The organism is Pseudomonas sp. nanlin1 (assembly GCF_045571515.1).
In the GTDB taxonomy this organism is placed as follows: Bacteria; Pseudomonadota; Gammaproteobacteria; order Pseudomonadales; family Pseudomonadaceae; genus Aquipseudomonas.
Window position 1 is genome coordinate 1,852,679 of the sequence record NZ_CP124218.1, and the last position, 18,032, is coordinate 1,870,710.

19 protein-coding genes, 1 tRNA gene and 1 pseudogene are annotated in these 18,032 nt (G+C 61.0%); 13 read left to right on the forward strand and 8 right to left on the reverse strand.

Annotated elements, in window-relative coordinates; genetic code table 11:
- Nucleotides 1–721: 721 nt before the first annotated feature.
- Nucleotides 722–2,164: a magnesium transporter gene (gene mgtE / locus QCL65_RS08700; protein WP_407315804.1), complete on the forward strand. Its 1,443-nt coding sequence runs from the start codon at nucleotides 722–724 to the stop codon at nucleotides 2,162–2,164.
- 83 nt (nucleotides 2,165–2,247) lie between these two features.
- Here the strand turns inward: mgtE and QCL65_RS08705 are convergent, their stop codons facing one another.
- On the reverse strand, nucleotides 2,248–2,574 hold the full coding sequence (locus QCL65_RS08705) for an Arc family DNA-binding protein (RefSeq protein WP_407315805.1): 327 nt from the start codon (nucleotides 2,572–2,574) through the stop codon (nucleotides 2,248–2,250).
- 372 nt (nucleotides 2,575–2,946) lie between these two features.
- On the opposite strand from QCL65_RS08705, the gene phnN reads away from it, so the two are divergent.
- Nucleotides 2,947–3,537, forward strand: coding sequence for a phosphonate metabolism protein/1,5-bisphosphokinase (PRPP-forming) PhnN (phnN, locus tag QCL65_RS08710; protein ID WP_407315806.1), 591 nt, complete (start codon nucleotides 2,947–2,949; stop codon nucleotides 3,535–3,537).
- Here the strand turns inward: phnN and QCL65_RS08715 are convergent.
- Entirely contained in the window at nucleotides 3,512–3,697 is a 186-nt protein-coding gene (locus QCL65_RS08715; protein WP_407315807.1) for a PA3371 family protein, read from the reverse strand. The two genes, phnN and QCL65_RS08715, sit on opposite strands and share 26 nt — an antisense overlap.
- Nucleotides 3,698–3,714: 17 nt before the next feature.
- Nucleotides 3,715–3,957, reverse strand: a complete 243-nt coding sequence (locus tag QCL65_RS08720; RefSeq protein WP_407315808.1) for a hypothetical protein — start codon at nucleotides 3,955–3,957, stop codon at nucleotides 3,715–3,717.
- 379 nt (nucleotides 3,958–4,336) lie between these two features.
- Between QCL65_RS08720 and QCL65_RS08725 the strand changes: the two genes are divergently transcribed.
- Both QCL65_RS08725 and QCL65_RS08730 read left to right on the forward strand, forming a co-directional pair.
- A tRNA-Arg gene (locus tag QCL65_RS08725) sits at nucleotides 4,337–4,408 on the forward strand.
- A gap of 94 nt (nucleotides 4,409–4,502) precedes the next feature.
- Nucleotides 4,503–4,970, forward strand: a complete 468-nt coding sequence (locus QCL65_RS08730; protein ID WP_407315809.1) for a hypothetical protein — start codon at nucleotides 4,503–4,505, stop codon at nucleotides 4,968–4,970.
- A 1-nt stretch (nucleotide 4,971) separates the two neighbouring features.
- Here QCL65_RS08730 and QCL65_RS08735 read toward each other — a convergent pair whose 3' ends face one another.
- Nucleotides 4,972–5,877: a polyprenyl synthetase family protein gene (locus tag QCL65_RS08735; protein WP_407315810.1), complete on the reverse strand. Its 906-nt coding sequence runs from the start codon at nucleotides 5,875–5,877 to the stop codon at nucleotides 4,972–4,974.
- 203 nt (nucleotides 5,878–6,080) lie between these two features.
- On the opposite strand from QCL65_RS08735, the gene fni reads away from it, so the two are divergent.
- From fni to QCL65_RS08760, 5 genes are read left to right on the forward strand one after another with little or no spacing between them, the layout of a single operon-like run.
- Entirely contained in the window at nucleotides 6,081–7,136 is a 1,056-nt protein-coding gene (gene fni, locus QCL65_RS08740) for a type 2 isopentenyl-diphosphate Delta-isomerase (protein ID WP_407315811.1), read from the forward strand.
- Complete coding sequence (locus QCL65_RS08745) at nucleotides 7,133–8,413, forward strand: glycosyltransferase (protein WP_407315812.1); 1,281 nt, start codon at nucleotides 7,133–7,135, stop codon at nucleotides 8,411–8,413. The genes fni and QCL65_RS08745 overlap by 4 nt, the downstream gene beginning before the upstream one ends.
- The gene (gene crtY / locus QCL65_RS08750) at nucleotides 8,403–9,569 is read left to right on the forward strand and encodes a lycopene beta-cyclase CrtY (RefSeq protein WP_407315814.1); all 1,167 of its coding nucleotides are present in this window, start codon (nucleotides 8,403–8,405) and stop codon (nucleotides 9,567–9,569) included. The genes QCL65_RS08745 and crtY overlap by 11 nt, the downstream gene beginning before the upstream one ends.
- Nucleotides 9,566–11,056: a phytoene desaturase gene (locus QCL65_RS08755; protein ID WP_407315815.1), complete on the forward strand. Its 1,491-nt coding sequence runs from the start codon at nucleotides 9,566–9,568 to the stop codon at nucleotides 11,054–11,056. The genes crtY and QCL65_RS08755 overlap by 4 nt, the downstream gene beginning before the upstream one ends.
- A complete protein-coding gene (locus QCL65_RS08760) occupies nucleotides 11,053–12,051 on the forward strand; it encodes a phytoene/squalene synthase family protein (protein ID WP_407315816.1) in 999 nt (332 codons plus the stop codon). Before QCL65_RS08755 ends, QCL65_RS08760 begins: the two co-directional genes overlap by 4 nt.
- Here QCL65_RS08760 and QCL65_RS08765 read toward each other — a convergent pair.
- Entirely contained in the window at nucleotides 11,936–12,472 is a 537-nt protein-coding gene (locus QCL65_RS08765) for a sterol desaturase family protein (RefSeq protein WP_407315817.1), read from the reverse strand. The genes QCL65_RS08760 and QCL65_RS08765 overlap by 116 nt on opposite strands.
- Nucleotides 12,473–12,633: 161 nt before the next feature.
- On the opposite strand from QCL65_RS08765, the gene QCL65_RS08770 reads away from it, so the two are divergent.
- Together QCL65_RS08770 and QCL65_RS08775 are read left to right on the forward strand one after the other, a co-directional pair.
- Entirely contained in the window at nucleotides 12,634–13,674 is a 1,041-nt protein-coding gene (locus QCL65_RS08770) for a UV damage endonuclease UvsE (RefSeq protein ID WP_407315819.1), read from the forward strand.
- Between the two features lie 37 nt (nucleotides 13,675–13,711).
- Nucleotides 13,712–14,386 (forward strand): GNAT family N-acetyltransferase, encoded by a 675-nt coding sequence (locus QCL65_RS08775; protein WP_407315820.1) that lies wholly within the window; start codon nucleotides 13,712–13,714, stop codon nucleotides 14,384–14,386.
- Nucleotides 14,387–14,496: 110 nt separating this feature from the next.
- Here QCL65_RS08775 and QCL65_RS08780 read toward each other — a convergent pair whose 3' ends face one another.
- Nucleotides 14,497–15,033: a thioesterase family protein gene (locus tag QCL65_RS08780; RefSeq protein WP_407315821.1), complete on the reverse strand. Its 537-nt coding sequence runs from the start codon at nucleotides 15,031–15,033 to the stop codon at nucleotides 14,497–14,499.
- Nucleotides 15,034–15,180: 147 nt separating this feature from the next.
- On the opposite strand from QCL65_RS08780, the pseudogene QCL65_RS08785 reads away from it, so the two are divergent.
- Nucleotides 15,181–15,276 (forward strand): annotated as a pseudogene (locus QCL65_RS08785) (glutamine synthetase); the annotation flags it as partial.
- 83 nt (nucleotides 15,277–15,359) lie between these two features.
- On the forward strand, nucleotides 15,360–16,661 hold the full coding sequence (locus QCL65_RS08790; RefSeq protein ID WP_407315822.1) for an MFS transporter: 1,302 nt from the start codon (nucleotides 15,360–15,362) through the stop codon (nucleotides 16,659–16,661).
- A 49-nt stretch (nucleotides 16,662–16,710) separates the two neighbouring features.
- Here QCL65_RS08790 and QCL65_RS08795 read toward each other — a convergent pair whose 3' ends face one another.
- Together QCL65_RS08795 and QCL65_RS08800 are read right to left on the reverse strand one after the other, a co-directional pair.
- Nucleotides 16,711–17,442, reverse strand: a complete 732-nt coding sequence (locus QCL65_RS08795; RefSeq protein WP_407316751.1) for a flagellar brake protein — start codon at nucleotides 17,440–17,442, stop codon at nucleotides 16,711–16,713.
- A gap of 75 nt (nucleotides 17,443–17,517) precedes the next feature.
- A complete protein-coding gene (locus QCL65_RS08800) occupies nucleotides 17,518–17,985 on the reverse strand; it encodes a flagella synthesis protein FlgN (protein WP_407315823.1) in 468 nt (155 codons plus the stop codon).
- Nucleotides 17,986–18,032 lie beyond the last annotated feature (47 nt).

Below are 18,032 nucleotides of genomic sequence, written 5' to 3' on the forward strand. Positions count from 1 at the left end.
AAAGCCCGCATCTTATGCGGGCTTTTTGCTTTTCTGCGTTCCTATGAATTTCCGCTTGTCCCAATTGAACAACCGCTTGGGCTTTGCCTCGCGGCGGGCGGGCGGGGCGCTGGCTTTTGCCTCTGGGCCGACAATGGTCAAGTTGTTCGAGCGTTGACTGCGGGTGCGTGCTTTTGCCCGGGGGCTGGCTTTGTCGGCGGGGGCGTGGGCGGGGCTAGCAAGTCGCTGGCTGCTGCTGTGCGCATCTGTAGCGCAGCCCAGCTGAGTGAACGTCACGTGGCCGTCTGGCGTGGTACAGCGTTGAATCTTGGGCTCGGCCCTGGTTGGGGCAGTGGCGAGGCAAAGTATGTACAGCCAACGAGTCTGCATGGTGGTCCTCCGTGACCAATTGGGGCGGGTCAAGAGCGAAGGCCCTCGACCTTTTTGGCCATTTCAGCTTAGCCGCCCCTGCAAGGCGCTCTACGCTGCTTTTATGACAAATTGAGTGCGCGCCTGGGCCTCTTGGCTAGCCTTTGAACAACTTGTTGCAAGCTTTTGTTCTTGCCAGATTTTTTACCTACCCTCGGTGTCAATTTGTGTATGATTGCGCCCGTCAGCCCCGCCGGGGCTTTGGAATACCTCCATGGACTTACCCAGTAGTAATTCAACATTGCCTTACCCCAATCAAGACCTGACTGATTGATCTCCTGGCGTGCGCCACTGCTGGGAGTGGAGTTCGCCTATGACTGAAGTAGAAGCCAAAAAAACTCAAGAAAGCTTGCAGGACCGTCTCGCCCAAGTGGTCGAGCTGCTGCAGCGTCAGCGCGTGATCGAAAACCTGACCCACCGTCAGGAAGGTCCGCACCACGACCGTGTGGAAAGCCTGGTGCATCGGCAGAACCTGGTGGAGTTGCAGCGCAAGCTTGACGACCTTCACTCGGCCGACGTTGCACACATCCTCGAAGCCCTGCCTCTGGAAGATCGCCTGACGATCTGGCAACTGGTCAAGGTCGAGCGCGATGGCGATATTCTTCTCGAAGTGTCCGACTCGGTGCGTGAAACCCTGCTCGCCGACATGGAAGACCACGAGATCCTCGCGGCGGCCAAGGAGATGGACGCCGACGAACTGGCTGACTTGGCCTCCGAGCTGCCCCGCGATGTGGTCCATGAGCTCATGGAGACCCTCGATGCCCAGCAGCGTGAGCGAGTGCGCTCCGCGCTGAGCTACGACGAAGAGCAGGTCGGCGCACTGATGGACTTCGAGATGGTGACCATCCGCGAAGACGTCAGCCTGGAAGTGGTCCTGCGTTACCTGCGCCGGCTCAAAGACCTGCCGGGCCATACCGACAAGCTGTTCGTGATCGATTACGAAGGCATCCTGCGCGGCGTGTTGCCGATCAAGCGGTTGCTGGTCAATGATCCGGAAAAACGCGTGGCCGATATCATGGCCAACGATCCGGTCAGCTTTCACCCTGACGAGGACGCCTACGAGGCGGCTCAGGCGTTCGAACGCTACGACTTGATCTCGGCCCCTGTGGTCGACAAGCACGGCAAGCTGATCGGCCGCCTGACCATCGATGAGATGGTCGACCTGATTCGTGAAGAGAGCGAAAGCGAAGTGCTGCGTACCGCCGGTCTGCGCGAAGAAGAAGACATCTTCGCCTCGGTCTGGCGCTCACTGCGCAACCGCTGGTCCTGGCTGGCGATCAACCTGATTACCGCGTTCATGGCGTCGCGGGTGATCGGCGTGTTCGAAGGCTCCATCGAGAAGCTGGTGGCTTTGGCCGCCCTGATGCCCATCGTTGCAGGTATCGGCGGCAACTCGGGTAACCAGACCATTACCATGATCGTGCGCGCCATGGCCCTCGATCAGGTCAGCCCTGGCAACACCAAGCGTTTGATGCGCAAAGAGCTGGCAGTGTCGTTGATCAACGGCGTGGTCTGGGGCGGGGTGATTGGAGTGGTGGCCTACCTGCTTTACGGTAGCTGGTCACTGGGCATCGTTATGACCACCGCTATGACTTTGAACCTGCTTCTGGCTGCGCTGATGGGGGTGTTGATTCCCATGACGCTGGCCAAGCTGGGGCGTGACCCGGCGATGGGTGCCAGTGTGATGATCACGGCGGTCACGGACAGCGGTGGGTTCTTTATCTTCTTGGGGCTGGCGACTGTATTCTTGATGTAGTGGGTCGTGAAAAAGATCGGGGGCAAGCCCCCTCGCCACGGGTTGTGGCGAGGGGGCTTGCCCCCGCTTCGTTTGAAAGGGGTTTATGAGGCGTCGGCTGCCATCTCCACATCGTGAGCGATCAGCGCCACCAGGGCGTTTTGCTGACGGTGGGTGAGTTGACGGAAACGTTGCAGAAGTTCGCGCTCATTCAGCGACAGCTCTGGGCTGTCCAGTCGCATGCTCAGTTCTTCACCTAGCGCGCCTTCTTGAATGAGGCTCTGTTCAAGGCGTGCGATGATTTCGGAGTTCATGCTGCGGTGATGATTACGAGCTACCTCGGCAATACGCTCACGCATCCCATCGGGAAGACGTACGACGAACTTGTCAGCCGTTCGGCTGGAGTAAATAGCCTGTTTCATTGGGCGCATATATTTGACCGGTTAGTTCAGGGAAGCGGTTCTCGGGATTAGCCGCAGGATGTCAATACGACAGCAATACGGGCTAAATGTTCAACCAGAATTGTTGATGAGGCGCCTATCATGCCTCACCGCAGCCAATTCCTTGGCGCCAATTCTGTGACAAATATTGAACCGGATAGAGGCTAATTGCCAGTAGTGATTATCCGAAATGTGCGCTGGTTTGAAAACTTCTATCTTCAAGCCCTTGCGGATATTGCCAACCGGAACCCATTTAGCGCCAAGGGGTCACGTTTTCCAGGCGGGATGCTTCCTGACATCCACTGCATTCAAGCATAGTGGCAATTTAGTCACTTGTAAGCTTTATTGGACGGAGGGTAGCGATTGTCCGGTAGATTGGTCTATCTCATGGGGCCTTCGGGTTCAGGCAAGGACAGCTTGATCGAGGCCGCCAGGGGGGCGCTAAAGGCGCTAGGCGTGACAACGGTGCGCCGAGTGATCACGCGATCGGCCGAAGCGGTTGGAGAAGAAGCAGACGGCGTCAGCTCACAGATCTTCGCCGAGCGCCAGGCGCGCGGGGATTTTGCCATGCATTGGCAGGCCAATGGCCTGCGATACGGTATTCCTGCCAGCATCGATGCTACGTTGGCGGCCGGAGGGCATGTGCTAGTGAACGGGTCCAGGGCCTATCTGCCCCAGGCGTTGAGCCGCTACCCTGACTTACTGCCCATCGTATTGCGGGTCGACGACGCAGCGCTGCGTCGGCGGCTGGTCGCCCGTGGGCGCGAAAGCAGCGCAGACATCGATCAACGCTTGGCGCGTAATGCAGGCTTTGCGTCGGATGACGCCAGTGTACAAATGGCGGGGGTGATAATCGAGGTTCTGGACAATTCCGATGCCCTGGAACGCACGCTAGAGGCGTTGCTGCAGTTGCTGGCCAACTATGGAATCAGCGCAACAGCGGGTCGAATTTGAACCGACGCCCACGGACCAGCGCAATGATGAACAGGCACCAGAAGGCCAGGCCCATTACGCCGAGGGTAGCGCTGGCTGCATTGGCTTCCAAAGGTAGGAACAAAGCACCCGCCAGGCTGAGCAGGGACATGACTAAAAACACGGCAGATGACAACGACATGATCAGCTCCAGGTGACTCAGAAAGTAAAACGTTCAGTGCGCATTTGCATCTGAGGTGCTACGAGACCTTGTTCGACCGATACGCGGGTTGACGTTTGCACATTCTGGCTGTTCATAACGGCCAAGCGGGCGACGGGGCGGGCCACGAGCTGCTCTGTTGCCACCTGGACTTCAGCGCTGCGTTGGTCTTGGTCATAAAAATGGAACGAAACCAGGGCAACCAAAGCCAAAGCATTCAGAAGGTAGAGTGCACTGTTCATGGGTAAGGTCTCCGCAGGTCATGGGCCGCCAGGCCGTGTTTCGGTGATATTGATATAGCATTAGCCGTGCCAGCCTTTATCGCAGCATCTAACCCTTTAGAATCAAGGGCTTAGCTATTGGATCCGGGTATTGCTACGTGCATATTGCAATAAGCCCGATCCGGCGCATTGCAAATTGCATGACGCCTCGTAGGCCCCGGCCCAGAGGCGCTCTAGCCAAATCCCAAAAAGTTCAAATTTATTTATAGGTCGTGTACGACTGTCCTACAAATAAAATTCCCCGATTGGCATGACAAATTATCTATCGCTCGTTAACATGCTCGCCGTTCGGTCGGTGGCAGGTCGTCTAAGCCTGCGCCTGCCTTCAGCGACAGATGGTGTCCTCTTAGTTCAACGGATAGAACAAGCCCCTCCTAAGGGTTAGATGCAGGTTCGATTCCTGCAGGGGACATTACCCCCTCCGGCTGCTCGCAACGGCCAGCCTGCTTGACCTGACTACGCAGCTAGGCTGCCGGTAGACTTTCGCCGACTAAGGGCTTTGCATAATGCGTCGATCGATTCTTCTGCTCGCTTTGTTGTCCAGCCTCAGTGCCTTGGCCGACCCTGCCACACCGCCTGTGGCCAAATGGACACTGCTCGATCAGAACGACAAGCCCTATACCCTCGACAACGATGCCCAAGTGCTGTTGGTGGCCCGCAGTATGGCCGCTGCGAAGCTGGTCAATGCCGCTATCGACGATGCGCCAGAGGGCTATCTGGAAGCGCGCAACGTGCTTTACGTAGCCGATATCGAGAAGATGCCGTCTTTGATCAAGCTAGTGGCCGTGCCTGCCATGCGCTCGGCCAAGTATCGGATTTTGCTGGACCGCGAGGGCAGGGTCGCCGGCCAGTATGGCGGCGATCGTGAGACCGTGCAGTGGCTGGCGCTAAAGGATGGGGCGGTGGTCAGGGAGCAGCGTTTCACCGACGGCGAGCAACTCAAGCAGGCCATTGCCAAGCAGCCTCACCAATAACTTATACAGCGAGGGCAGCCTTGTCGAAGACCATTCTCATGTACCCGGTGATGAGGTGGGAGTCGCCATAGACCTGGCGTAGGCATTCCTGGGCATTGCCGAGATGCACCTGCAACTGCTGCCTGACTTTGTCTTCGCCATAGAGCGAAACGAAAGTGGACTTACCGAGGTCCTTGCCGGTGTCTTTGTCGCCGTCGAAATGCTTGTCACGCAGGTCGTCGTACATTTGAAAGGCCTGGCCCAGCTCCATGGCGAAGTTTTGCAGGCCGGGCCTGACGGTTTCATCGCTGCTGCCGATCAGCCAGGCCATGTCCATGATTGCGCCGAACAGGGCGCCAGTCTTGAGGTTGTTGGTCATGGCGATTTCTTCCGGGCTACGGGCTTGCTGCCCATCGCGCAGGTCCTGGAATTGCCCGCGCACCAGACCCTGCATGCCGACCGCATTGGCGGCGATTTCGACCAATTGGGTTCTGATGGCTGGTGGCAGGTCCTGAATCGAGGCGATCACGCCGAACGCGCGGCTCAACAGCGCCACGGCGGTAAGGATCGCCACGTCCTCGCCGAACTTCAGATGAACCGTAGGCCGCCCCCGGCGCAGCGCGGCGTTGTCCATGCAGGGCATGTCGTCGAGCACCAGCGAGGCGGCATGGATCATTTCCACCGCGCAGCCCAGCTCCAACCCCTGCGGGCCATCGTGGCCCAGCCCCTGAGCTGCGAGCAAGAGCAGAATAGGGCGCATGCGCTTGCCCGGCGCCAGGGTGGATTCGCGCATGGCGACGGCCACCAGATCACGTTCATTGCCACACTCAGGCAGCAGTTCGTTCAGCCGCTGCTCGATAGATGCGCGCACCTGGATAAGACGTTCAGTGAAACCTTGATCGATGGTGGCGCCTGAATCCAGTGTCATCGGTATGCTTACCTTCGCGGTGGCGGTTGAACGGTTCGGTCTTGTCTTTACACTTTTGTATACTAATCACAACGGAACGACTGCGCATCCCGGCTGCCTCACTCTGAGTCAAACTTGTTGTACCAGCAGCCATATTTGTACAAGTTCGCGCTGCTAGATGACCACGCGCAGTATCAAATGATTCCAGCGATCTGGGGCTTGTGATGAATGAATCCGATTTGAGTCGGCGCAAAGATGACCATCTGGATATCGTGCTGGACCGACGTTCCGCTGCCCAAGGCCCGGGGACGGGCCTGGATGCACTGCAATTTGAGCACTGCGCGTTGCCGGAATTGGATCTCGATGCCATCGACCTCAGCAGTGCTCTGCTGGGCATACCATTGCGCGCACCTTTGCTGATCAGCTCCATGACTGGCGGTGCTGAGCGCTCGGCGGCGATCAACTGCCGCCTGGCTGAAGCGGCCCAGGCCTTGGGCATCGCCATGGGCGTAGGCTCGCAGCGCGTCGGCCTGCGCAGTGGCAACGACCAAGGGCTGACCCGCGAGCTGCGGCGCCTGGCCCCGAACATTGCGCTGCTGGGCAATATCGGCGCGGCGCAACTGCTGGAGCCGGACGGCCTGGACCTGGCGCGGCGCTCGGTGGACACCCTGCAAGCCGATGCGCTGATTATCCACTTGAACCCCTTGCAGGAAGCCGTCCAGGCCGAGGGCGACCGCAAATGGAGTGGTGTGCTCGAGGCAATTCGCCGTACCGTAGACACCCTCGGTGTGCCGGTGGTGGTTAAAGAAGTGGGCGCGGGCCTTTCGGCGTCTGTCGCGGTGGCGTTGGTTCAGGCTGGTGTGCGCGTCATCGATGTCGCGGGCTTGGGCGGTACCAGTTGGGCCGTAGTCGAGGCCGAGCGTGCGGCCAAACCGGCCGACCGCGAAGTGGCCATGGCTTTCGCCCATTGGGGCATTCCCACTGCCACCAGTTTGCAGCAGGTCAGGCAGGCGCTACCCAATACCACGCTGATCGCCTCCGGCGGCATGCGTAACGGGGTCGACGCGGCCAAGGCGATTCGCCTGGGCGCTGACTTGGTCGGCCAGGCCGCTGGGGTGTTGCGCGATGCGACCCTGTCCACGGCGGCGGTCATCGAGCATTTCGAGATCATCATCAGGCAACTGCGGGTGGCCTGTTTCTGCACTGGCTCCGCGGACCTGGCGGCGCTACGCCGGGCCCGCCTGTTGCCCCCCGACCCCGGGTATCCAAGCCATTCATGAGCCACTTCGCAGTTGTGGCACCCGCCTTTTTTAGCCATTTCCAGGCCTGCCAAGCACTGGCGTCGGCGCTGATCGATCGCGGTCACCAGGTGACGTTCTTCCAGCAGGCCGACGCTCGGCGCTGGCTCAGCGATCCACGGGTTGGTTTTTACCCGCTCGGTGCTGGCAGCCACCCGCCTGGCAGCCTCGCTCCCTCCCTGCAACGGGCCGCCTGCTCGAACACCCCGTGGCAGATACATCGCGTCATCCGTGATCTGGCCGCGACCACCCGCATGTTTTGCCGGGAGCTGCCGGCTGCGCTGGACCAGGCTGGGGTCGAAGCCCTGCTGTGCGACCAGATGGAAGCCGCTGGGGGGCTGGTGGCTGAGGGCTTGGGGCTGCCTTATATCTCCATCGCTTGCGCCCTGCCGGTCAATCGCGAGCCGCGGCTACCACTGGCGGTCATGCCTTTCGCCTATGCCAGCGACCCGCGCAGCCAGCACATGTACCAAGGCAGCCAGCGGGTGTATGACTGGTTGATGGGGCCCTCCCGTGAGGCCATCCGTGAGGCATGTCGCGGTTTGGCCATCGATGCCCGTGACGGGCTGCACGATTGCCTGTCGCCCTATGCGCAGATCAGCCAGACCATCACCGCCTTCGACTTGCCGCGTAGCGAACTGCCGGCCCATTTCCACGCGGTCGGGCCCTTGCGCGGGCCTAGCCAGGCGGCCCCGGGCGACTTGCCGATTGCCAGCGGCCGGCCTTTTGTATTCGCCAGCCTGGGTACACTCCAGGGCGGCCGCATGGGCATGTTCCAGCAGATCGCCGAAGCCTGCGCGCGGCTCGATGCGCAGTTACTGGTCGCCCACTGCGGTGGCCTCGATGCTACCCAGGTGCAACGGCTCAAACGCCTTGGCGCGACCTGGGTGACCGATTTCGCCCCGCAACAATGGGTATTGGACCAAGCCGATGCGCTGGTCACCCACGGTGGCCTGAATACTGTGATGGATGCGATCAAGGCGCGCACGCCGATGCTGGTGATGCCCATCGGCTTCGACCAGCCCGGCGTTGCGGCGCGGGTTAGCTACCGGGGTGTCGGCCTGCAACTGAGCCGGCGCGCCGGGGCCGGAAAGATTCACAGCCGCCTCAAGCAACTGCTTGAGTTTCCCCTTGAACCCCTGCATCACCTGGCGGGCGAGCTGGAACGTGCCGGTGGTACGCCGCTGGCCGCCGATATCGTCGAGGCGGTGGTGCGCACGGGTAAGCCGGTCACGGCTGGGGTAATCCATGGACTATGACCTGATCCTCGCTGGCGGCGGCCTGGCCAACGGCCTGATTGCCTGGCGCCTCAAGCAGCTGCGCCCGGCGCTGCGCGTGCTGTGCCTCGAAGCGCAGGCGCAGATCGGTGGCAATCACACCTGGTCGTTCCATGCCGGCGACCTTTGCGCCGCCCAGCGCCAGTGGATCGACCCGTTGGTGGTGTGCCAATGGCCGAGCTATCACGTGCACTTCCCCGGCCGCTCGCGCCGGCTTGCTTCTGGCTACGCCAGCATTACCTCCGAGCGTTTTGCTGAAGTTATTCAGGCTGCGCTGGGCGACAACCTGCGCACGGGGCAAACCATTACTGCTGTCACACCCCGCTCGGTGCTGCTTGAAAGCGGCGAACAGTTGCACGCCAGCGCGGTGATCGACGGGCGTGGCGTGGCTCCCAGTCGGCACTTGGTGCTCGGCCAGCAGGCCTTCCTTGGGCAGTTGCTGCAGCTCACCGCCCCCCATGGCCTGGAAGCGCCCATCATTATGGACGCCCGTGTGGCCCAGGGTGATGGCTACCGCTTTGTCTACGTGTTGCCGTTTTCCGCCGACACGCTGTTGGTCGAGGACACCCACTACGTCGACCGGCACTCCCATTCCCTCGAGCAACTGCGCAGGCATATCGCCGACTACGTGCAGGCCCAGGGCTGGAGCATCGCGGCCTGCCTGCGCGAAGAGCAAGGCGTATTGCCGATCACTCTGGCGGGGGATTTTGCCGGTTTTTGGGACGAGCACCCCGGCCAGCCCCGCGCCGGATTACGCGCAGGGCAGTTTCACTGCACCACCGGCTATTCGCTGCCCCATGCGGTGCGCTTGGCCGAGTGGGTGGCCCGGCAGGACACCTTTGAGGCAGACACGCTGTACGCTGGCATGCGCGCGCTGGCCCTTGCAGACTGGCAGCGCCAAGGGTTTTACCGGCTCCTTAACCGCATGTTGTTTCTGGCAGGCAAACCGCAGAATCGCTGGCAGGTCATGCAGCGCTTCTACGGGCTGCCTGAAGGCTTGATCAGCCGGTTTTATGCGGGCGATACCCGCCTGAGCGACAAGCTCCACGTGTTGCTCGGCAAACCGCCTGTACCTGTCAACGAAGCGGTACGCGCAATGCTGCGCTACCGGCCTGGACACTACGAGAACCGAGAATGACCGACTCAAAAACCGCTATCGTGATTGGCGCAGGTTTCGGTGGCCTGGCCTTGGCAATCCGCCTGCAAGCCGCAGGCGTCAACACCACCTTATTGGAAAAACGCGACAAGCCCGGCGGCCGCGCCTACGTTTACCACGACCAAGGGTTTACCTTCGATGCGGGGCCAACGGTGATCACCGACCCCACCGCCATCGAAGAACTGTTCGCCGTAGCGGGCAAGCCTATCGGCGACTATGTCGACTTGCTGCCGGTTTCGCCGTTCTACCAATTGTGCTGGGAAGACGGCACGCGCTTCGACTACGTCAACGACCAAGCCTCACTGGACCGGCAGATCCACGCCCTGAACCCGAGCGACGTGGCGGGTTACCAGCGCTTTCTGGAATATTCCCAGGCGGTCTTTCGCGAAGGCTACCTGAAGCTGGGTGCGGTCCCGTTTCTGTCGTTTCGCGACATGGTTCAGGCAGGCCCCCAGTTGGCCCGGCTGCAGGCCTGGCGCAGCGTCTACTCGATGGTCGCCAAGTTCATCGAGAACGAAAAACTGCGCCAGGCGTTTTCCTTCCACTCGTTGCTGGTGGGCGGTAATCCTTTCGCGACCTCATCCATCTACACCCTGATCCACGCGCTTGAGCGCGAGTGGGGCGTGTGGTTTCCCAAGGGTGGTACAGGCGCTTTGGTGCAGGGCATGGTCAAGCTGTTCGAAGACATCGGCGGGCGGGTGGAGCTCAATGCCGACGTCTCTAGCATCGAGGTACAGGCGGGCAGGGCGACGGGCGTTCGGTTAGTCGATGGTCGCCACCTGCAGGCCGACAGCATCGCCTCCAACGCCGACGTGATGCACACCTATGCCAAGCTGCTGGGCGGGCACCCGCGCGGTGTCGAAGAAGGTAAGCGCCTGGCTGGCAAGCGTTTCAGCAACTCGCTGTTCGTTATCCATTTCGGCCTGAAGCGGCCACAGCCCCAGTTGCAGCACCACACGGTGTGTTTCGGGCCGCGCTACCGGGAGCTGATTCAAGAAATATTCAAGGGCGATGCCCTGGCCGAGGATTTCTCGCTGTACCTGCATGCGCCGTGCGTCACCGACCCGAGCCTGGCGCCCGAAGGGTGCTCCAGCCACTATGTGCTGTCACCGGTGCCGCACCTGGGCAACGCACCCATTGACTGGGCCGTCGAAGGGCCGCGTTATCGCGACAAGATCTTCGACTACCTGGAGAAGTACTACATGCCAGGCCTGCGCGAAGACTTGGTCACCAGCCGCATCTTTACCCCGGATGACTTCCGCACCGAATTGAACGCCCACTTGGGGTCGGCGTTTTCGCTGGAGCCGATTCTGCGCCAGAGCGCCTGGTTCCGGCCGCACAACCGCGATGCCAGTTTGACCAACGTCTACCTGGTGGGCGCCGGCACTCACCCTGGCGCCGGAGTGCCCGGCGTTATCGGTTCGGCCAAAGCCACCGCTGGCCTGATGTTGGAGGACTTGCACCTGTGAGCACCGCCCCCAGCCCTGAACAGCAGTTGCTGGACCACGCGACCCAGAGCATTGCCGTCGGCTCCAAGAGCTTCGCCGCCGCCTCGCGCTTGTTCGACCCGGCCACCCGGCGCAGCGCCGTGATGCTGTACGCCTGGTGTCGGCATTGCGACGACGTGATCGACGGGCAGGAAGCCGGGCACTCGGCAACGCTGGTGGAGCAGCACGAGGTCAACCAACGCCTGGCTGGATTGGTCGCGCAGACCCACGCCGTGTACGCCGGCCAGCCAGCAGAGGCGCCCGCGTTTGCCGCCTTTGCCGAGGTGGTGAAGCGCCACGGCATCAAGGAGCGCTATGCCCAGGAGCACCTGGCCGGGTTTGCCATGGATGTTCATCAGCGCCACTACCTGCTTATCGAGGACACCCTGGACTATTGCTATCACGTAGCCGGGGTAGTGGGGCTGATGATGGCGCAGGTCATGGGCGTCAGCGATGAGCGCACCCTGGACCGCGCCTGTGATTTGGGGATGGGCTTTCAGTTGACCAACATTGCCCGCGATATCGTCGAGGACGCGCGGGTTGGCCGCTGCTACCTGCCGCAAGCCTGGCTGGACGAGTTATCCATACCCACTCAGCACCTGGCCGACCCGCAATACCGCGAGCCCCTGGCCGTACTGGCCAAGCGCTTGGTAGACCTGGCCGAGCCTTTTTATATCAGTGCCCAGGCTGGCCTAAGCGCACTGCCCTGGCGTTCGGCGTGGGCGGTGGCTACCGCATGTGGGGTGTATCGCGAGATCGGTATCGAGGTGGAAAAACGCGGCGCGCACGCTTGGGACGGGCGGGTGTCGACCTCCAAACTGGACAAGCTGCGTCTGGTGTTCGCAGGCCTCGGGCAGGCCGTTACTTCACGTGGTCGGCAGTGGCCTGAGCGCCCGGCCGATTTGTGGCAGCGTCCGCTTCAGCCTTCTGTAACGGGCCACCGTGCTTGGCCCGCAGTTGCTGGCGAAGCTTGCTAACAGACGGTGCATAGAGAAAGCCGAAGGACACGCAGCGATGCTTCCCTTCCACCGCATGGTGCATCAGGTGGGCTTGATACAAACGCTTGAGGTAGCCGTTGCGCGGCACGTACTTGAAGGGCCAACGCTTGTGCACCAGCCCGTCATGCACCAGAAAGTAGAGCAAACCATAGGCCGTCATGCCGGCGCCGATCCATTCCAGCGGGTGCACGCCCTGATTGCCGAGGGCAATCAGCACAATGGCGAACAGGGCAAAGACCACAGCGTACAGGTCGTTCTTTTCGAACCAGCCCGTTCTGGGCTCATGGTGCGAGCGGTGCCAGCCCCAGCCCCAACCGTGCATTACATATTTATGCGCGACCAACGCGAAGCCTTCCATGCCAATGAGCGTGGCGAGAAAAACCAGTGCGTTCAACATCATGCCAATTACCTGTGAAAAGACAAAGCATGGGACCACACGGCCGCCATGGATGTTCTAAGTATGTCGCGGCGCCTTAGGTTCTGCACGAAAAAGCCAAGTTTGTGCAGAACCTAGCTACAGGTGGTTGAGTCCACACTTAATACCCTGCACTAGGATGACCCATGCCTCACCCCCGTATCGGTTTCGCCTGCCAATACCGTCACCCGGTGCGCAGCCTTAGCCCCGCTGAATTAAAACTCATCGAGACACCGTTCAATCCTCGCACCACCACCTTGCGCTGGATGGACAGCGTGGCCGCGCCAGTAGCCCGCGACAAACTGGTCGAAGTCGTCACCCATAACCTGGCTGCCCAATTGCGCCTGCTGGCCTACGTGGCGCAGTTGCCAGCGCCCTTGCGCATGCTGCGCTTGAGCAGCGATTTGCTGCCGTTCTACAGCCATCCCAAAGTCAGGGACTTTTACCAAGAGCCGGCTATCCAGACCTGGCTCGGCGAGGGCTTCGCGGCCATTGGCGCATTGGCGCGCGAGGCGGATATCCGGGTGTCGTTCCACCCCGGGCAATACTGCGTATTGGGCTCAGACCGGCCAGATGTGGTGGAAAACAGCCTGGCCGAGTTCGAATACCACGCCGATATGATCCGCATGATGGGCTACGGGGTACGCTTTCAGGACCTCAAGTGCAATGTGCACATCGCCGGCCGCTTGGGTGGGGAGGGCACGCGCGAGGTATTGCCGCGCTTGTCGGCGGTGGCGCGTAACTGCATCACCTTCGAGAATGACGAAAAGACCTACGGTGTCGACGAGTGTCTGAAACTGGCCGACCTGGCGCCCGTAGTCCTGGATATCCACCATTGTTGGGTCCACGAGGGCGACTACATCGCGCCCCATGACCCGCGCGTGCAACGCATCGTCGACAGTTGGCGCGGGGTGCGTCCGACCCTGCATTATTCCCAGCCCCAGGAGTCCCTGCAGGAACTGGGCTTCAGTGCTGATCAGAAGCTAGAAATGCCGGCACTGCTGGAGGTGGTGTCCAAGCGTGATCTGTATGCCCACAGCGCGCAGATGTGGAACCACTGGAGCAACCAGTACGCACTGCAGTTTGCCGACCGCTTCGACATCATGTTCGAAGCCAAGGACAAGAATCTCGCGACCTTGGCATTCTATGGAGCCTACATGGAAGCGCGAGGTGAGGCCGCGGTATGATGGGCATTGCACAGCGTTTTAACGGTTCAGGTTCCCGATGCCCATCTTCACTTATTTCAACAGCCCGCCACCGGAGTCGTTGGCCAGCCAGATCCAGCAGTTGGTGGTCGATAACGTCACCGACATCAGCAGCATTGCCATTGCCCCCAGCAACCCGCTGTACCGCCTCTATCAATATGGCGTGGGCTACGAGGTGCACCTGTACCTGCAGGCCATGGCCGGTGCCAACGAGCGACGGGTCGAGCTGATCGTTGCCACCGATCGCGACGCGCCAGAGACCCTCACCGGTTTTGTGCTTTACCTGCGTGAGCAGGACGATGCGCAAGCGTGTGTGGTTGTCTTCATGGCCGTGCTCGCCAGCCATCGGCGCCAGGGCATTGGCCGAGCGCTGTTGGAGCAGGTCATGCAGCGTTACCCTGCGGTCGAGCTCGACTGTTTCGTCAGCAAGGTGCCGTGTTTCGAAGCCATGGGCCTGCGCGCGCTGGCGGCACGTGGGCCGCAGATATTGATGAGTACCCGCCACCAGCCGGGGCACGGGCACGTGGCGCGGGTGGACGTGGCGCCGATCTATCAGTCGCTGGAGGTGCGGCAGATTCACACTTACCTGCTCAACCAGCACGGCAAACGGGCCATGGTCGACGCCGAAAAACAGCGCGACCGCCACCTCGACCAATTAACGCGCCAAGCCCAAGCCTACATCCCGTACCCGTAGGAGGGGCCTCGGCCCCGAGCTCTTGCTGTTACACGGTGCGCGCTGAAGATCAAAAGATCGGGGGCAAGACCCCCTCCTACGGGCGGCGACACGACAATAATGCACATCGGTCATTCTTCGTCGCGCAGGCTTTGGCTTAAGCTTTCACAGCTCTGACTCCATTCCAACACCCAGGCCGGCAGGCTCGGCGAGGGCCCATGTTCGCCAAGCGCCTCGGCCAAGGCCTGCGGGTCGAGATTGCCCTGGGGCCCGCGTAATAGCCCACGCACCACCACCACACCAGACACACGCCCGCCCGCCATAAAGCGGTGTTCCATGAACACCCACTTGCCCTCCCAGCCCATCACCCGGCTGTGCACATCAAAGCGTTGCAACGGCTTGAGGTCGCGGCGGAATTTGGCCAGGGCGTCGCCGACGATCGGCAGCGCGCGGTGGCGCCAGGCAACGCGGGCTGCGCCGGTGCGCAGCATCAGGTCCATGCGCGCCACGTCGGCCAGGGTCAAGTAGCGGCCATTGTTAACGTGCCCGTTGAAATCCAGGTCGTTCGGCAGCACGATCATGCCCAGTTTCGAACTGGCCAACAGCGCTACCCTTGGTCGCCAGGGCAGGGTGATGAGCATCCAGATCAAGCGCAACCAAAGGTTCATCGAATCCCTCCCAGGCAGAAATTATCGCCATGGTAGCTCGCTGCCCGCTACGCTTGCAGCATAGCCCGGTCAATCCGCCGCAAAGGGCCGTTACGTCACTGGGCACGGCCGGTTCGCCCTGTTCTGGATGGAAAAGAAACCCATGGCCCATGTACCTTTGCGACCCGGCGAGAGCGTCTGACTCCCAGTGAGTTTGCCGGGGAACTGTTCGGCCAGGTGTTCATCGAAGGCTACATTGCTTCCTTGGCCACGGGCCTTGGCCGCTCAGGCCTGATATCGCCTATCGGTGTCGCCACCTCTCATGCAAGGAGCCGCTCGGAAAACCGATGCGCCAAATCTGGAAAAACTTTCGCGCCCTTTATTTTGCCTCACTGATGATGCTGATCGGTTCGGGCTTGCTCAGCACCTACCTGGCCCTGCGCCTGGCCGCCGATCACGTCGACGGCCTGTGGGTCGGCGCCTTGATGGCGGCCAACTATTTCGGCCTAGCCCTGGGCGGCAAGATTGGTCACCGCTTGATCGGCCGGGTCGGGCATATCCGTGCCTACGCCACTTGCGCAGGCATTGTGGGGGCCGCGGTGCTTGGCCATGGGCTGGTCGATTATTTGCCCGCGTGGGTGATCCTGCGGGTGATCGTGGGCCTTGGCATGATGTGCCAGTACATGGTGATCGAGAGCTGGTTGAATGAGCAGGCCGATACTAAACAACGCGGTATGGTCTTCAGCGGCTACATGATCGCTTCCTACATGGGCTTGACGCTCGGCCAACTGATTCTGGTGGTGCACCCTCAGTTGGGCCTTGAACTACTCATGTTGGTGGCCCTGTGCTTCGCCCTGTGCCTGGTGCCGGTGGCACTGACCCGACGCATTCACCCTGCGCCCATGCGCCCAGCTCCCATGGAACCGCGCTTCTTCCTCGAGCGCGTGCCGCAATCCTTGAGCACCGTGCTGGGGTCAGGCCTGATCGTGGGTTCGTTCTACGGCCTGGCGCCGCTGTATGCTTCGCGCCAAGGGCTGAGCACCGAGCAGGTCGGTTTGTTCATGGGTTGCTGTATTTTTGCCGGGCTGTTGGTGCAATGGCCGTTGGGCTGGTTGTCAGACCGCTACGACCGCGCTCGCTTGATCCGCATCGTGGCCAGCTGCCTGGCGCTGGCGGCCTTGCCGTTGGCGATCCTGCCCAGCGTGCCTTTGGAACTGCTATTCGGGGCCGGTTTCTTGATCTCGTTGCTCCAGTTTTCGTTGTACCCATTGGCCGTGGCGTTTTCTAACGACCACGTCGAACCGGACCGGCGCGTATCGCTCACGGCGATGCTGCTGATCACCTACGGGGTGGGCGCCTGTATCGGGCCATTGGCGGCGGGGGTGCTGATGAAATTTTTCGGCAGCCAGATGCTCTACGCGTTCTTCAGCTTCTTTGCCCTGGTGCTGGTGTGGCGGATTCGCCCCAAAGCGGTCACCAACCTGCACGTGGTGGACGATGCGCCGCTGCACCACATCGCTATGCCGGCGGCCAACTCACCGCTGGCTGCGGCACTCGACCCACGGGTCGACGAGCATGTGGTGCAGGAGCAGATGCAAACCGGCGAACCGGCGTTCGAAGAGCCAGAGGAAGCGGGGGCGAAGGTTTGATCCATCGGGGCCTGGCGCGGCTGCAGCTGGCCCCGATCTTTAACGCGGATTAGTCGTCTTTATCGAGCCGCGCGTCACGCTGCAGTTGATACACCACACGCTCAACGTTGCGTTGAGTGAGGCCGCTCATGTTATGGAAACGGACGCCGGCGAACGTGGTGTTGATGCGCTCTTCGAAATGCAGATGGCGCAACTCCACCGCCGAGTTGATCGCGACCATCTTCGGTAGGTTGGCGGCGAAACTCTCGTACACCTGGCCCAACTGCAGGCTTCCACTGATGTCACCGGCGAAACTCAACTTGCAGCCCGTGGCGGAAATATCCAGCAGCTTACCCTTGTAAGGTTTCTCTACGCGGCCGCCGCTCAGCTCAGCTTCACTGAGTTGCTTGATAATCGTTGCGCGGAAGGCGTTGCGTCTTTGAAAGTAGGTAACTTCGCCAGGCAGTTCGCCGATGTAGCTGCGTTGGCCGCCCTCGTCGAGGATCTCCAGGCTGCCCCGGGTGTCCCAGGTCATACGTACGCCGTCGTGAAAGCCCTCGACCTTGAAGGGCTCACCGTTGGCCAAAAACTTTTCACCATCGCGCGGCATCATTTCGTCGAAGACCAGGCGATTTTTGTCACGATCCACTTCGATGATGTAGCTCTGGAAGCGCTGGCTACGTTCGGCGAACGTGAAGATCAGTGGATCATTGCCATCCAACAGCATGCGCAAGTGGGCGGTAACTTCCAGGGGGGTGCTCAGGACCTTTGGCGGCTGCGGAGCATCATCATTGGACACGATCGGTGGATCTCCAGGCTAAGAAGCATGCTGCGGGATGTCAATTTGCCACTATGCTCCACCTGCGCCAGCCAGGAGTCAAGCTTGGCTTAACGTACGCGGTTTGCCCATCTGCGCCGTAGTGCCGCGGGCATTGTATAAGGAGGGAGCTTCACCACCCATCAGGATACGCACCTGATTTGCCGTGGCCGCCTGTTGCAGCTGGATGGCCCGACCATTGTGTGCATTGACCGCATGGCAGTTGTGCAACAGTTGGGTCAATTGATCGCCGCGCTCGAGCATGGCGTCGCCCAGTTGGGTTTGCACCGCAAGCTGTTCCAAGCCGCTACGATCGGGGCTCAGGCCCAACTGCAAAAGCAACTGGCTACGGCGGCGGCCATGCTGTTCGAGCAGTACGATGAGCGACTGCTTCTGCGCCAGAATATTTTCCAGGAGGTGCATGTCCCGGCCGTGCAGGGCGAGCGACTCGGCCTGCAACAGCTCCAGCAGCTGGTTCGCTGGAGCAATATCGTCTTCAATCAGTTGCAACATCGTTTGGTCGTGCATGGCGTGCTCTGGTAGTCAAGCGGCTGGGAACCCCTGCGCTGGGCTAA

Bases quoted from the DNA above. Each gene is read 5' to 3' on its own strand.
- QCL65_RS08705 (WP_407315805.1), bottom strand. From the start codon at position 2,574: ATGCGCCCAATGAAACAGGCTATTTACTCCAGCCGAACGGCTGACAAG.
- QCL65_RS08790 (WP_407315822.1), top strand. From the start codon at position 15,360: ATGCGCCAAATCTGGAAAAACTTTCGCGCCCTTTATTTTGCCTCACTG.
- QCL65_RS08775 (WP_407315820.1), top strand. From the start codon at position 13,712: ATGCCCATCTTCACTTATTTCAACAGCCCGCCACCGGAGTCGTTGGCC.
- QCL65_RS08730 (WP_407315809.1), top strand. From the start codon at position 4,503: ATGCGTCGATCGATTCTTCTGCTCGCTTTGTTGTCCAGCCTCAGTGCC.
- fni (WP_407315811.1), top strand. From the start codon at position 6,081: ATGAATGAATCCGATTTGAGTCGGCGCAAAGATGACCATCTGGATATC.
- QCL65_RS08780 (WP_407315821.1), bottom strand. From the start codon at position 15,033: ATGAACCTTTGGTTGCGCTTGATCTGGATGCTCATCACCCTGCCCTGG.
- crtY (WP_407315814.1), top strand. From the start codon at position 8,403: ATGGACTATGACCTGATCCTCGCTGGCGGCGGCCTGGCCAACGGCCTG.
- QCL65_RS08755 (WP_407315815.1), top strand. From the start codon at position 9,566: ATGACCGACTCAAAAACCGCTATCGTGATTGGCGCAGGTTTCGGTGGC.
- QCL65_RS08765 (WP_407315817.1), bottom strand. From the start codon at position 12,472: ATGATGTTGAACGCACTGGTTTTTCTCGCCACGCTCATTGGCATGGAA.
- QCL65_RS08735 (WP_407315810.1), bottom strand. From the start codon at position 5,877: ATGACACTGGATTCAGGCGCCACCATCGATCAAGGTTTCACTGAACGT.
- QCL65_RS08745 (WP_407315812.1), top strand. From the start codon at position 7,133: ATGAGCCACTTCGCAGTTGTGGCACCCGCCTTTTTTAGCCATTTCCAG.
- mgtE (WP_407315804.1), top strand. From the start codon at position 722: ATGACTGAAGTAGAAGCCAAAAAAACTCAAGAAAGCTTGCAGGACCGT.
- QCL65_RS08720 (WP_407315808.1), bottom strand. From the start codon at position 3,957: ATGAACAGTGCACTCTACCTTCTGAATGCTTTGGCTTTGGTTGCCCTG.
- QCL65_RS08715 (WP_407315807.1), bottom strand. From the start codon at position 3,697: ATGTCGTTGTCATCTGCCGTGTTTTTAGTCATGTCCCTGCTCAGCCTG.
- QCL65_RS08770 (WP_407315819.1), top strand. From the start codon at position 12,634: ATGCCTCACCCCCGTATCGGTTTCGCCTGCCAATACCGTCACCCGGTG.
- QCL65_RS08800 (WP_407315823.1), bottom strand. From the start codon at position 17,985: ATGCACGACCAAACGATGTTGCAACTGATTGAAGACGATATTGCTCCA.